At 73.0% G+C, this 13256-nt stretch carries 13 protein-coding genes; 3 read left to right on the top strand and 10 right to left on the bottom strand.

Annotated features, from left to right (window positions below; all coding sequences use genetic code 11):
- Window positions 1-172 precede the first annotated feature (172 nt).
- The 3 genes from KKZ08_RS20585 to KKZ08_RS20575 all read right to left on the bottom strand — a co-directional run bounded on the left by KKZ08_RS20585 (window position 173) and on the right by KKZ08_RS20575 (window position 1839).
- Window positions 173-832, bottom strand: coding sequence for a DUF5063 domain-containing protein (locus tag KKZ08_RS20585; RefSeq protein ID WP_223775860.1), 660 nt, complete (start codon window positions 830-832; stop codon window positions 173-175).
- On the bottom strand, window positions 825-1424 hold the full coding sequence (gene recR, locus KKZ08_RS20580; RefSeq protein ID WP_125514107.1) for a recombination mediator RecR: 600 nt from the start codon (window positions 1422-1424) through the stop codon (window positions 825-827). The genes KKZ08_RS20585 and recR overlap by 8 nt, the downstream gene beginning before the upstream one ends.
- Window positions 1425-1497: 73 nt before the next feature.
- A complete protein-coding gene (locus tag KKZ08_RS20575) occupies window positions 1498-1839 on the bottom strand; it encodes a YbaB/EbfC family nucleoid-associated protein (RefSeq protein ID WP_223779124.1) in 342 nt (113 codons plus the stop codon).
- 302 nt (window positions 1840-2141) lie between these two features.
- Between KKZ08_RS20575 and KKZ08_RS20570 the strand changes: the two genes are divergently transcribed.
- Entirely contained in the window at window positions 2142-2897 is a 756-nt protein-coding gene (locus KKZ08_RS20570) for an SLATT domain-containing protein (RefSeq protein ID WP_223775859.1), read from the top strand.
- A gap of 28 nt (window positions 2898-2925) precedes the next feature.
- Here the strand turns inward: KKZ08_RS20570 and KKZ08_RS20565 are convergent, their stop codons facing one another.
- The 5 genes from KKZ08_RS20565 to KKZ08_RS20545 all read right to left on the bottom strand — a co-directional run bounded on the left by KKZ08_RS20565 (window position 2926) and on the right by KKZ08_RS20545 (window position 9633).
- Window positions 2926-3576 (bottom strand): hypothetical protein, encoded by a 651-nt coding sequence (locus tag KKZ08_RS20565; RefSeq protein ID WP_223775858.1) that lies wholly within the window; start codon window positions 3574-3576, stop codon window positions 2926-2928.
- A gap of 93 nt (window positions 3577-3669) precedes the next feature.
- Window positions 3670-6177: a dolichyl-phosphate beta-glucosyltransferase gene (locus KKZ08_RS20560; RefSeq protein WP_223775857.1), complete on the bottom strand. Its 2508-nt coding sequence runs from the start codon at window positions 6175-6177 to the stop codon at window positions 3670-3672.
- A complete protein-coding gene (locus tag KKZ08_RS20555) occupies window positions 6174-6881 on the bottom strand; it encodes a GntR family transcriptional regulator (RefSeq protein ID WP_223775856.1) in 708 nt (235 codons plus the stop codon). Before KKZ08_RS20555 ends, KKZ08_RS20560 begins: the two co-directional genes overlap by 4 nt.
- Before the next feature lie 560 nt (window positions 6882-7441).
- Window positions 7442-8800 carry an aspartate aminotransferase family protein gene (locus KKZ08_RS20550; protein WP_223775855.1) on the bottom strand — a complete coding sequence of 453 codons (1359 nt, stop codon included), beginning with the start codon at window positions 8798-8800 and terminating at the stop codon, window positions 7442-7444.
- A 326-nt stretch (window positions 8801-9126) separates the two neighbouring features.
- Window positions 9127-9633: a hypothetical protein gene (locus KKZ08_RS20545; RefSeq protein ID WP_223775854.1), complete on the bottom strand. Its 507-nt coding sequence runs from the start codon at window positions 9631-9633 to the stop codon at window positions 9127-9129.
- Window positions 9634-9727: 94 nt separating this feature from the next.
- Between KKZ08_RS20545 and KKZ08_RS20540 the strand changes: the two genes are divergently transcribed.
- Window positions 9728-10465, top strand: coding sequence for a response regulator transcription factor (locus KKZ08_RS20540; protein WP_223775853.1), 738 nt, complete (start codon window positions 9728-9730; stop codon window positions 10463-10465).
- Complete coding sequence (locus tag KKZ08_RS20535; protein WP_223775852.1) at window positions 10465-11817, top strand: HAMP domain-containing sensor histidine kinase; 1353 nt, start codon at window positions 10465-10467, stop codon at window positions 11815-11817. Before KKZ08_RS20540 ends, KKZ08_RS20535 begins: the two co-directional genes overlap by 1 nt.
- Here the strand turns inward: KKZ08_RS20535 and KKZ08_RS20530 are convergent.
- Both KKZ08_RS20530 and KKZ08_RS20525 read right to left on the bottom strand, forming a co-directional pair.
- The gene (locus tag KKZ08_RS20530) at window positions 11735-12562 is read right to left on the bottom strand and encodes a VTC domain-containing protein (protein ID WP_223775851.1); all 828 of its coding nucleotides are present in this window, start codon (window positions 12560-12562) and stop codon (window positions 11735-11737) included. The two genes, KKZ08_RS20535 and KKZ08_RS20530, sit on opposite strands and share 83 nt — an antisense overlap.
- On the bottom strand, window positions 12559-13239 hold the full coding sequence (locus KKZ08_RS20525; RefSeq protein WP_223775850.1) for a DUF4956 domain-containing protein: 681 nt from the start codon (window positions 13237-13239) through the stop codon (window positions 12559-12561). Before KKZ08_RS20525 ends, KKZ08_RS20530 begins: the two co-directional genes overlap by 4 nt.
- Window positions 13240-13256: the final 17 nt, after the last annotated feature.

The following is a 13256-nucleotide window of genomic DNA, read 5'->3' as shown; positions in this document are numbered from 1 at the left end:
ACGAGCGACCGAAATTCGCCTCGCAGATATCACATCGTGAGATGTCCCGCTCACGAGGTGATCACCACGGGCATACGTTCCCGCTTGTCGGGTCATACGTTCCGGCCGCCCGGCTGGGCACATGCCCGCTGCGGAGCGCTGCACTCCGGAAAGTGGGGCGGGTCACATACCCCTATTTGACCGTCCGCAGGCCCAGCGGCCCCGCGATCTCCTCCGCCATCACCTTGCCCGCCTCCTCGGCGAGCGAGTCCTCCATCAGGTCCTCGTCCGTGTCCAGGCCGTCCAGGTCCTCCAGGGGCTGGTTCAGGCGGACGTGGGCCACCAGGGACTGGAGCGCGCGCAGCGCGGCGGACGCCGTGCCTCCCCAGTTCGAGAAGTACGAGAACTGCCACCACCACAGGGCCTCGGTCGTGCGGCCCGCGCGGTAGTGGGCCAGGCCGTGGGAGAGGTCCGCGACGACGTCCGCGAGGTCGTCCGAGATCCGCGCGGGCACGGGGGCCTTGCGGGGCTCGTAGGGGTCGAAGACCTCGGAGTAGACGTCGATGGGGGCCAGCAGCTCCGCGAGGCGCTCACGGAGGCCGTCCACGTCCTGCTCGGGGCCGAGGTCCGGTTCGTACCGCTCCTCGGGGACGATGTCCTCGTGCGCGCCGAGGCGGCCGCCGGCGAGGAGCAGCTGGGAGACCTCCAGGAGCAGGAAGGGGATCGCCGAGTCCGGCTCGGCGCCCCTCGCGACCTCGCGGACCGAGACGATGAAGCTCTCGATCTGATCGGAGATCTGTACCGCGAAATCGTCCGGATTGTCGGTCACGGTGTTCAGCGTGGCGTCAGACATCTAGGAGTCGTCTCCCCTCGAAAGCGCGGCCCAGGGTGACCTCGTCCGCGTATTCCAGATCTCCCCCGACAGGGAGCCCGCTGGCCAGGCGGGTGACCTTCAGGCCCATGGGCTTGATCATGCGGGCGAGGTACGTCGCCGTCGCCTCGCCCTCCAGGTTCGGGTCGGTGGCCAGGATCAGCTCCGTGACCGTGCCGTCCGCCAGGCGCGCGAGGAGTTCCCGTATGCGCAGATCGTCCGGGCCCACGCCCTCGATGGGGCTGATCGCCCCGCCGAGGACGTGGTACTTCCCGCGGAATTCGCGGGTCCGCTCGATCGCCACGACATCCTTCGGTTCCTCCACGACGCAGATGACCGAGAGGTCGCGGCGCGGGTCGCGGCAGATGTTGCAGAGCTCTTCCTGCGCGACGTTCCCACAGGTCGCGCAGAAGCGGACCTTGTCCTTCACCTCAAGGAGGGCGTGCGCCAGGCGGCGTACGTCCGTGGGCTCCGTCTGGAGGATGTGGAAGGCGATCCGCTGCGCGCTCTTGGGACCGACGCCGGGCAGCCTGCCCAACTCGTCGATGAGGTCCTGAACCACGCCTTCGTACAACGGAACGCCTTTCCTCAAGGTCCGTAAGGGACGGTGCCGACTCTCTACGTACGGTAGATGGCCGAGGGGTTTCTTAGAAGGGAAGGCCCGGGATGCCTCCGCCGCCGAGGCCCTGGGCCAGCGGGCCGAGCTTCTGCTGCTGGAGGGTCTGCGCGTTCTCGTTGGCCGCCTGGACGGCCGCGACCACGAGGTCGGCCAGCGTCTCGGTGTCCTCGGGGTCGACGGCCTTCGGGTCGATCACCAGGGCGCGCAGCTCACCGGAGCCGGTGACCGTCGCCTTGACGAGGCCGCCGCCCGCCTGGCCGTCGACCTCGGTGCGCGCCAGCTCCTCCTGCGCGGTCGCGAGGTCCTGCTGCATCTTCTGGGCCTGCTGGAGCAGCTGCTGCATGTTGGGCTGGCCACCACCGGGGATCACGATCAGCTCCTGGTTTCTCACGGGTGTGATGAGCGGGTACAACGGGCGGGGTATCCGCCTGAAACGAGCCTACGTGGTCGGGGGTGCCGTCGCCCCAGCACTCTTTCGAGTGAGAGTCGCCGTCTTCCTATACCTGATCAAGCACCTCTTCCAGGCGGAAAAGCTGCGAAACCGGGCCCCCGGCCACCCATTGGGCGGTAGGACTTGAGCCAGCCCCATCGGCACGGGATGTCGCGCCGCCGCAGGGAAAAGGCCGCAGTGAACAGCCAGGGAATGTCACGGATCTCGTAGAGGAGTGCCGGGTGAGCCAGCCGGAGATGCAGCCCGAGGGGGTGCCCCCCGAAGGGCAGGGTGCGGGGGCCGGTCCGGGCGGGGGCGGGCAGCGGCTGGGGGACCTGACCGGGCGGGCCTTCCCGCACGGCGACTGGGGCGAGCCCGCCGCGCGGCTCGACGAGCTCTACCGGTGGGTGGAGCGGGGCGCGCTGGACACCGCCGAGTGGTACCTCACCGACCGGGGCTGGAAGCGGCGCGGGGCACGGCTGCTGCGGGCGGGCGCCGCGCTGGGCGCCGTGGGCGCGGGGGTGCTGCCGCTGCTCGACCTGGCGGGGGCCGTGAGCGGCGTCGCCACGTGGGGGTTCGTCTCGCTGCTCGCCGGGGCGGCGTGCATGGGGTGTGACCGGTTCTTCGGGCTCACGTCCGGGTGGATGCGGGACGTGGCGACCGCGCAGGCCGTGCAGCGGCGGCTCCAGGCGCTCCAGTTCGACTGGGCGTCCGAGAGCGTGCGGGAGGTGCTCGGGCCCACGGAGGGCACCGCCGGGGAGGCCGCCGAGCGGTGCCTCGGGGTGCTGCGGAAGTTCTCCGAGGACGTGACGGAGCTGGTGCGGGCGGAGACGTCGGACTGGATGGTGGAGTTCCGGGCGGGGCCCGTGCCGCTGGTCATGCGGGCGGTGGCCCCCGGCGGCCCGGCCCGGGAGACGCCCGCCGCCCCCGGCCGGTTTCCGCTGCCGCCGGGGGCACGGCCGAACATGCCGAGGCAGCGGCCGCCGGAACCGAGGTAGCGGGCCTCTTCCCCGACAGCCGTGACCCTCAGCTGTAGATGATCATCGATCCCTGTGCCAGGCTCCGGGTCGTGGCCGCGTGCAGGCCAAGCCAGACGTGGCGCTCCCTGGCGTAGGGGCTCTCGTCCACAGGGATCGGGGCCGCCGGCTCCTCCAGGGAGGTGGGGGCCGCGGGTGGGGTCGGGGCCACCGGGGGGTTCGCCGGGTCGATGCCGATGGACGGGGCCACGAACTCCAGCTCGCGCAGGAGTGCCTGGGAGGAGCCCAACGGGCCGCCGCCCGCCAGGAGTTCCTCGTTGGACAGCGGCGCGGGGAAGTCCACGGGGACGTACGCACCCGCGTGGTCGTAGTGCCAGACCAGGTGCGACTGCTGGGCCGTGGCGTCGAACATCTCCAGCAACTGTTCGTAGTCGCCGCCCAGTTCGTCGACCGGCGTGACCTCAAGGCCGCAGATGCGCAGGAGGTAGGCGCGGCGCAGGAAGTGCAGCGCGTCGTAGTCGAAGCCCGCGACCGGGGCGACGTCGCCGGACAGGCCCGGCATGTAGGAGAAGACGGGGACCGGCGGGAAACCCGCCTCGTGCAACGCCTTGTCGTAGACGGCGAGTTCTTCCGCGAAGGGGTTGTCGGGACTGTGGCACAACACATCGACGAGCGGGACCAGCCACAGGTCGCAGGCCAAGAAGGACTCCTCGGGTCAGGTCGGACGGTACGTGCGTCGTACGCAGCCGTGCGTTGCCTCGCGTGCAGGCAGCGTAGTCGTGCCCGGGGCGCGCTAGCTGCCCCCGTGCAGGTCCCATACCCACACGCCGTTCACCCACTGTCCCGGGCGGCCGACGAGTGCGTCCACGGTCGTGCGCAGCTGGCCGTCGTTCGGCTGCGGGGGCAGGACGAGGACGCCCGCCTTCCAGAACTTCAGGTCCTCGCGGGCCGCCGCGCGCCAGGCGGGGGTGACCTGCGGGATACGGCCGCTCTCGCTGACCTGGCGCAGGAGGTTCGAGGTGTTGCGGGGCGAGGGGCCGTAGATGCCGACGCGGTCCGGGCCCCAGGGGCCGTTGAAGTAGCCGCCGGGCAGCCGGAAGCCCAGGCCGGCGGTGGTCTGCCAGTGCAGGGCCTCGGCGTGGGCGGCGTCCGGCACGGGGATCGGTACGAGCGTCTCGTCCTTCCCCAGGTGGTCGCGCCAGGTGCCCTGCGCGATGTACGGCGGCACCTCCACGCGGTCCACGGCCTTCAGCGGCGCCGGCACGATCGGCAGCAGGGCGACGGCGACGGCCGCGAGGCCCGCGTACCGGGCGGCGCCCAGACCCTCGTACGCGGGAGCGCCTTCGTACGTGGGAGCGTCGTCGTACGCGGGAGCGGGCCGGGGTGCCAGCAGGCGGGCGAGGGCCAGTGCGAGGAGCATGCCGAGCGCCGGGGCGCACACCATGCCCACACGCGACTCGATGACGGACTCGAAGAGCGGCCGGTCGGAGAGCAGCGCCCACGGTCCCGGCAGGACGACGTCGGTGAGCGGGACGCGGAACTTCTGGCCGAGCGAGAGCAGGGCGGCGCCGAGCACCGTGGCGGCGAGCGCCTTGACCACCGCGTGCTCCCACAGCCGTACGACGACGGCGAAGGTGAGCGCGATGAGTGGCCAGCCGTAGAAGGCGTTCTGCTCGGTGGGGTTCATCGCGAGGGCGTCGGCGGTGTCCTTGCCGCCCGCCAGCGAGCGTTCGGCGAAGGAGAGGAAGGCGAGCGGGCTGTTGTTCGCGTGGTCGCCGTGCAGGACGCTCTTGTAGCTCTGCGGGCCGAAGAACTGCCAGTACAGGGGAAAGGCGACCAGCGGGAGGGTGACCGCGAGGGCGATGCCGAGGCCGCGGGCGAGCGGGCGCCAGGAGGTGCGTGCCACGTCCCGGCGTACGACGGCGTAGGCGGCGGCGAAGAGCAGCATGCCGAGCGCGGCGAGCAGCAGCGGCTCCTCGCCCAGGAAGATCTGGTACGTCGTGCAGAGGCCGAGGACGACGCCGTCGCGGACGACACGGGTGCCCTCGCAGAGCCGCAGCGCCCTGTCGATGATCAGCGGGATCATGAACAGGACGATGAAGTTCGGGTGGGCGTTGGCGTGGCTGATCATCGGGGGCGCGAAGGCGGCGAGGCCCGCTCCGACGGCGGCGGCGCCCCGGTGCGGGACGAGCCGTTTGACGATCAGCCGGTACCAGGCGACGGCGGTGGCGGCGAGGCCGCCGGTCATCGCCACGTTCAGGGCGAGGGCGGGGCCGAAGAGCCAGGTGACGGGGGCGAGGGGGACGGAGAGGCCGAGCATGACCGTGTTGGCCATGAGGTTCACGCCGTCGGGGAAGTTCTGGAGGGTGGTGAACAGCGGGTTGTCGAGATGGCGGACGTTCTCGGCCGTCACCGCGAAGAACCACTCCCACTGGTTCTGGTCCTGCATGGAGTCGATCAGGTAGCGGTGGTCCGGTGACGTCCAGCGGCCCGAGTACAGGGCGAACGACAGGGCCAGGAAGCAGAGCGTGACCAGGAGGTCGGCGCGGCGGACCGCGCGGGCCTTGAGGGCGGTCAGTTCGGCGAGGACCCTCACGTAGTCCAGGGGGCGCACCTTCGAGCCCTCCTGGTGGGACCAGCGCACGGGCACCTCGGCGACCGGCCAGCCCGCCCGGCGGAAGTACTGGAGTATCTCGACGTCTATGCCCCAGCCGCGCAGCCGGGACGCGGCGAAGGCCTCGCGGGCACGGTCGCCGTCGAAGAGCTTGAAGCCGCACTGGGTGTCGCGGATTCCGGGGACGGCGACCGAGCGTATGAGGAAGTTGCCGGTGCGGCCGAGCAGCTCGCGCAGGCGGTGCTGGTGGGCGCCGATGGTCGCGCCGGGGCGGGCGCGGGAGCCGATCGCCGCGGTGGGGCCCTCGGCGAGCGCCTTGTCGAGGTGGCCGAGCTCCTCTATCGGCGCGGCGAGGTCGGCGTCGGTGATCAGGACGCGGCGGCCGTAGGAGGCGAGGACGCCGCGGCGCAGGGCGTGGCCCTTGCCGCGGTTGCGCTCGCCGCGCAGCAGATGGACGCGCGGGTCGGCGGCGGCCGCCTCGGCGGCGATCTCCGCGGTGCGGTCGGTGGAGCCGTCGTCGACCACGATCAGCTCCCAGACGCCTTGGTCCGAGGCGTCCAGGTGCTCCCGGATGGCGTCCAGGGTGGGGCCGAGCCGCCGTTCCTCGTTGTACGCGGGGACGACGACCGTCAGGTCGGTGCCCATGGCGGTGCCGATGTCCGCGCCCACGCGGCTGTCCGTGCTCATGCGGCGGCCAGCCGCTCGATGAGGGACAGGGAGTGCGCGTTGTACTCCTTGACGATGGCGTGGGCGTCCGCCGGGTCGCGGCGCACCAGGGCGTCGACCAGCTCGGTGTGCCGGGACCAGAGCGCCCCGCGCAGGTCACCGCCGCCGCCCTCGCTCCAGCGGCGCAGATGGGTGACGGCGCAGACCCAGGACTTCACGCGCAGGCGGTGCAGGAAGTCGGAGAGGTGGGGGTTGCCGAAGAGGGCGCTCAGCTCGCGCCAGAAGCGGAGGTCGTAGCCGATCAGGACGTTCAGGTCGCCGGCGCAGGCCGCGCGGGCGGCCTCCTCGCCTCGGCGGCGTACGGAGAGCAGGGCGTCGGCCAGGTCGTCGCGGGGCCCGCCCTTCGCCACCTCCGCCACGAGCTCGCGGAACATGCCGTCGGCCACCAGGCCGCGGGCCTCCAGCATGCCGCGGTAGTCGTCCAGCGTGTGCTCGTGGACGCGGAAGCCGCGGTGCTGGTCGGCGTCGAGGAGGCCCTGCGCCGTGAGGTTCACCAGGGCCTCGCGGACCGGGGTCGCGGAGACGCCGTACTGCTCGGCGATCTCCTTGACGGTGAACTCCTGCCCCGGCTCCAGACGGCCGGCCAGGACCTCGTCGCGGAGGGCGTCGGCGATCTGCTGGCGCAGCGTGCTGCGGATGACGGCGGGGCCGTCGGGTCCGGGCATGGTGGTGGGCCTCCCCCGCGGGGTCTGACGTGGTCGTCGCTCGTGGTCGCTTACGAGCACGTCAGACTACGCGGTGAGACCACCACCGGCCCGGCGGCGGCTCTTCCCCGGGGGCCGGGCGGGGGCGGCGGACATGGTCACTCGGGGGCGGACGTGCGCCACGTCCTCCCCCGCAGGGGCAGGCACCGCCCAGCCTGAAGCCGCGCGGGGGCACGGGGGCGGAGGGCCGTGTGCCGACTCGCGGGGGCGGACGTGCGCCACGTCCTCCCCCGCAGGGGCAGGCACCGCCCAGCCTGAGGCGGGCGGGGCGCGGTGCGCACAGGGGCGGACGGGAGCGCGCCGACCCGCAAGGGACCGCCTGCCCCACGCCCTCCCCGCAGGGAGTCAGGGCACCGCCCAGCCTGAGGCGGGCAGGGCGCGGTGCGCACAGGGGCGGACGGGAGCGCGCCGACCCGCGAGGGCGGGCCGACGCCATGTGCTCACCCCCGGGCATCAAAGCCCGCCCAGCACGCGGCGGGGACACGGGGGCCGAGGGGGCCGCGCCCCCTCACGAGACGGAACTACGCCACGTGTTCGTCCGCAGCCGTCAGAGCCTCGTCCAAGGCCGCGAGGCCCTCCTTGGCCTCGGATTCCGTGATGGTGCACGGGGGGACCACGTGCGTGCGGTTCATGTTGATGAACGGCCACAGGCCGTTCTTCTTCGCGGCGGCGCCGAACGCCGCCATGGGGGCGTTCGCCTCGCCCGTGGCGTTGTAGGGCACCAGCGGCTCGCGGGTCTCCCTGTTCCTGACCAGTTCCAGGGCCCAGAACATGCCGACGCCGCGCACCTCGCCGACGCTCGGGTGGCGCTCGGCGAGGTCGGCGAGGCCGGGGCCGATCAGCTCCGCGCCGAGCCGGGCCGCGTTGTCGAGCACGCCCTCGTCCTCCATGACGTGGATCGTGGCGACGGCGGCGGCGCAGGCCAGGGGGTGGCCGGAGTAGGTGAGCCCGCCCGGGTAGGGGCGCCGGGCGAAGGTCTCGGCGACCGCGCCGGATATCGCGACGCCGCCGAGCGGGACGTAACCGGAGTTGACGCCCTTGGCGAAGGTCATCAGGTCCGGTACGACGCCCTCGAAGTGGTCCACGGCGAACCACTTGCCGGTCCGCCCGAAGCCCGCCATGACCTCGTCGAGGATGAAGACGATGCCGTACCGGTCACAGATCTCGCGGACGCCCGCGAGGTAGCCCGGCGGCGGCGTCATGATGCCCGCGGTGCCGGGGATGGTCTCCAGGATGATCGCCGCGACAGTCTGCGGGCCCTCGAAGGCGATGGTGTCCTCCAGGTGCTGGAGGGCACGCTCGCACTCCTGCCGCTCGTTCTCCGCGTAGAAGCGGGAGCGGTAGAGGAACGGCGCCCAGAAGCGGACCACGCCCGCCGAGCCGGTGTCGGAGGCCCAGCGCCGCGGGTCACCGGTGATGTTGATGGCCTGCTGGGTGCCGCCGTGGTACGAGCGGTAGGCGGAGAGCACCTTCGCGCGGCCCGTGTGCAGACGGGCCATGCGGACGGCGTGCTCGACGGCGTCGGCGCCGCCGTTGGTGAAGAAGATCTTGTCCAGGTCGCCGGGGGTCCGCTCGGCGATGAGGCGTGCGGCCTCGGAGCGGGCCTCGACGGCGTAGGCGGGCGCGAACGTCGTCATCGTCGCCGCCTGCTCCTGGATCGCGGCGACGACCTTCGGGTGCTGGTACCCGATGTTGGTGTAGACGAGGCCACTGGTGAAGTCGAGGTAGCGGTTCCCGTCGTAGTCCCAGAAGTACGAGCCCTCGGCGCCGGCGATGGCCGGCGGGTCGATGAGCTCCTGGGCTGACCAGGAGTGGAAGACATGTGCGCGGTCCGCGGCCTTCACGGCGGCGCCGGCCTGCGGGTTCGGCTGAGGGGTCATGGGCCCGAGGGTAAATGTCCGCCCACCGGACACGACATGGGCGTCCTGTCTGGCCTGCGAAGCGGAACCCGACACTGTGTCGCATGGCCGGGGCTTACCGGGGCGGGCAGGTGGCCGTCGCGCGGCGGGCAGCCGGTGGCAGACGCACGGCCAGGCAGTCGGTGGCGACGCATGGCGGGGGCAGCCTGCCGCAGTCGTGACGGAGCGACGGGGGACAGTGGCATGGCGGGGGCGGCCGGCGCGGACATACGGCGGGTCGGTCCGTGGCAGACGCAGCCTGCCGCACTCGCACGGTCGGGGGCCGCCATGGCTTTGCCGAGGGGGGCTCAGTCGTCGTCCCTGTCTGCCGTCACCTTGGCGTGCGGGACGCCGTCCGACGCGCAGCGGATCTCGTACGGCAGGTCGTCCCGCTCGTCGTCGTCACCGGGCTCCGCCTCCAGGCGGGCGACCGCCGCGGGGCCGCGCTCCACGTCGTCGTCGATGTGGAACCCGTCGGCGGGGCTCCAGGAGACGAGGAAGACGGTGCCGTCCGCGCGGCACTCCACGGTCGCCGCGCCGCCGGTGAACCGGACGGTGGACCGCTCGGGAGCGGACGGCTTCCCGGTGGGCTTCCGCGGTGGGGTGGAGTCGCCGCCACGGGACCTCTCCGGTGCCGCTGGTGACTCCGAGGCCTTCGCCAGAGCCCTCCGCACCGCCGCCTCGTCCAGCGGGCGGCTGTGCGCCACGTCGCCCCGGCTGTCCGCCCCCGCCAGCTGCCACGCGCCCAGCGCCCCCGCCGCCGTGCCCACGGCCACCCACGCCGCCGTGACGACGGCGCTCCGCCACTTCCTCATCCCGCCACTGTGCCGCATCGTTTCCTGACGCCCGGTCAAGACCCCGACAAGCCCCCGGCACAGCCCGCATCCCGGCCCTGACTACGGTGGTTGTATGGCGCATCTTCTCGTCGTCGAGGACGACCCCCAGCTCCGCGGCGCGCTGGTACGGGCCCTGCGCGACAAGGGGCACGCGGTGGCCACCGCGCCCAGCGGCATGGCGGGCCTGGACGCCGCCGTCACCAGCAGGCCCGACCTGGTGGTCCTGGACCTGGGCCTGCCGGACGTCGACGGGGCGCAGGTCCTGCGGATGCTGCGCGCGGTCAGCGACGTCCCCGTCATCGTGGCGACCGCCCGGGACGACGAGCCGGAAATGGTGGCCGTCCTGGAGCAGGGCGCCGACGACTACATCGTCAAACCCTTCGGCGCCGCCCAGTTGGACGCCCGCGTCAAGGCGGTCCTGCGGCGGCTCGGCGTGAGCGGGACCGAGGAGCCGCTGTGCGTCGGCGGTCTGCGCGTCGACCCGGCGGCGCGCGAAGTCACCCTGGACGGCGCGCCGATCGACCTGACGCCCCGCGAGTTCGACCTCCTCGCCCACCTCGCCCGCCGCCCCGGCCAGGTCGTCTCCCGCCGCGAACTGCTCGCCGAGGTCTGGCAGCAGCCCCTGGGCGGCGCCGACAAGACGGTGGACGTCCACCTCTCCTGGCTCCGCCGCAAGCTGGGCGAGACGGCACAGCGCCCCCGCTATCTGCACACGATCCGCACGGTGGGCGTGAAGCTGACACCACCGGGCGAGCCGCCTCCGGACGAGCCGCCACCGGACGATCCCGGGGCCCCTGGGGACACGCACTGATGCGCCGCAGCCTCCTCCTCCTGACGGCGGCGACCACGGCGCTCGTCCTCACCGCCCTCCTCGTCCCCCTCACCCTGCTGACCCGCACCCACGCCGCCGACCGCGCCACGGCCGAGGCCACCGCGCGCGCCCAGTGGGTGGCCCATGCCCTCGGGCCCGCGCTGGCCACCGCCGGCGAGCGGGAGACCGCCGAGCAGACGGTGGAGAGCGTCAACGGCCCGGATCTGCCCAGGACTTCGCTGATCCTGGCCGACGGCACGGTCATCGGGCCGCGCGTCCAGAAGGGCGCCGCCGCCACCGCCCCGGTCCGCCTCGCCCGCACCGGCCGTGCCTTCACCTATGAGCCCGAGTCCGGCGGCCGCCTGGTCCTGGTCCCCGTGCAGGGCGCGAAGAACGGCACGGCGGTGGTCCAAGTGACGCTCACCGAGCATCAGTTGTACGCGGGTACGCTCGCCTCCTGGCTGGTCCTCGCGGGCATCGGCGTGGGTCTCGTACTCCTCGGGCTCCTGCTGGCCGACCGGCTCGGCGCCCGGCTGGTCGGCGCCACCCGCCGCCTCGCCGGCACGGCGGACCGGCTGGCCGCGGGCGACCTGACGGCGCGGGCCACCGAGGAGGGACCGCCCGAGCTGCGCCTGATCGCGGGTGAGCTGAACCGCCTCGCGGCCCGCATCGACGGACTGCTCACCGCCGAGCGGGAGAACGCCGCCGATCTCGCCCACCGTCTGCGCACCCCGCTCGCCGCGCTGCGCCTGGACGCGGAGACCCTGCGGGACCCGGACGAGGCGGACCGCATCGCGGCGGACGTCGCCGCCCTTGAGCACAGCGTCGACGAGGTGATCCGCAAGGCGCGGCGCCCCCTGCGCGAGGCCCCGCGCGCGGACCTGGCGGCGGTGACGCGTGAACGGGCCGCCTTCTGGGCGCCCTTGGCCGAGGACCAGAACCGCGCGACCGGCACCACGACGCCCGCCCACGAGGTCCCGGTCCCGGTACCGGCCGACGAACTGGCCGCCGCCCTGGACGCGTTGATCGGCAACGTCCTCGACCACACACCCCACCGCACGCCCTTCACCGTCACGGTCCGCCGCACCGCCTCCGGCGAGGCGGAGCTGACCGTCGCCGACGAGGGCCCCGGCTTCCCCGGCACCGCCTCCCCCGACCGGGGCACCAGCGGCGCGGGCTCCACGGGCCTCGGCCTGGACATCGCCCGCCGCACCGCTCAGGAGGCGAACGGCCGCTTCGAGGCGGCGAGCACGGCCGACGGCGCCCGGGTCACGCTGACGTTCCCTCCCGCACCGGAGACGGGAACCCCGGGCGCGGGAACGCCGTCCGCACCGCCCGCGCCCACTTGTTGATCCCCAGCTCGGGCCGGACCGCCGCGTACCCCCCGCAGTACTTGGTGAACTCCGCCGCCCGCACCCCGAAGCGGTGCAGCACCCGGTCGGCGTCGGTCAGGTGCCCCTTGGTCTTGGTCTCCACGAGGACGAGTCCACTGTCGGCGGCGGCGGCGCGTCCGGTCATCGTGTCCCGTACGACGAGACCGGCATCGCAGGTGATGCGCTGCCCGTCGGCGACGAACGTGGCCCGCTGGTAGTCGGTGACGAGCGAGGCGGTGAGCCCCTCCGGAGCCGCTATCCCGTATGAACCCCTCAGCACCCCGGCCAGGAAGCCCTGCCGCGCCTCGTCCAGGGCGTGGTCCTCGGCTTCGAGCCGCTGGCGGTGCTTGACGGTCTCGCCCCGCCCGCTCTTGAGCTTGATCTCGAACTGCCGCTCCCCGCTGTCCCGGTAGACCCGCTCCCGTATGCGGTAGCGCAGCCGCCTGCCCTGCCGGTGGTCGTGGAAAGTACCGAGGTCAGGGGTGTCGTAGTACGTCGAGTGGTACCGGAACCAGCGCTTCCCGCCGATGCTGAGCGCCCGGAAAGGCCCGCTGGCCCGCCGGGGATCGGTCAGCAGCGCCGCGAAGTCCTCGAAGACCTCCACGGGCACGAGATAGCTGTTGTCGTAGCGGGCGAGCAGCTGCGCCCGGGCGTTCACCTCGTCCAGCGCGATGGGGTGCGCGGCGAGCGCGGCGCGGCCGATGGCGCGTACGGCGGGGTTCACACGGTCTCCTTCGGGTGGCTGGGGGCGATCGTGCGGGACCGGGTCGTGCGTCGTCGTCGCGGTTCCTCGTGGGGACGTCGGGCCGTCTTCCGTAGGAACTCCCCGGACCGTACCGAAGGTTCCGGCTGACGGAAGCGGACTTCCAGGATCATGAGGTCGCGTACGTAGTCGATCTCCCGCACCGTCCAGCCGAGCGGCTCCCCGAGACGCCGCGCCAGCTCCGCGCGGAGGACGGTCTCCTCGCGGTACACGGCGTCCAGCGTGACCACGGCGCGCCGGTCGCAGGCGAAGAGGCGGGGGTGGTCGGCGCCGTACATGACCACGAGCAGCACGGCCGAGAGCCCGGCGGCGACCGGCAGGCTCAGCGCGGGCAGGCCGCAGAGCAGGCCGAGCACCAGGGTGATGAAGTAGTACGCGACTTCCTGGTGCTGCAACGCGTCGGAGCGCAGCCGCACGATCGAGAGCACCCCGAAGAGCCCGAAGCCGAGGGCGAGGCCGCCGTCGCCGCCGACCGTCCCGAGCCCCGCGACGACCGCGAACAGGGCGACGTTCAGGGCGAGATACGCCGGGACCAGCTCGCGCCTGCGGTGCCGCGGATAGAAGACGCCGAAGGTCAGCAGCGCGACGGCGGCCAGGTCGAGCGCGAGGTGGGCGCTGAGGGTCAGTGTGCCGTCCATGACCGGGACGGTAGGGA

The organism is Streptomyces sp. 135 (assembly GCF_020026305.1).
Taxonomy (GTDB): domain Bacteria; phylum Actinomycetota; class Actinomycetes; order Streptomycetales; family Streptomycetaceae; genus Streptomyces.
The sequence above is the reverse complement of the archived record's forward strand: the minus strand, read 5'-3'. Positions and strand labels throughout refer to the sequence as shown.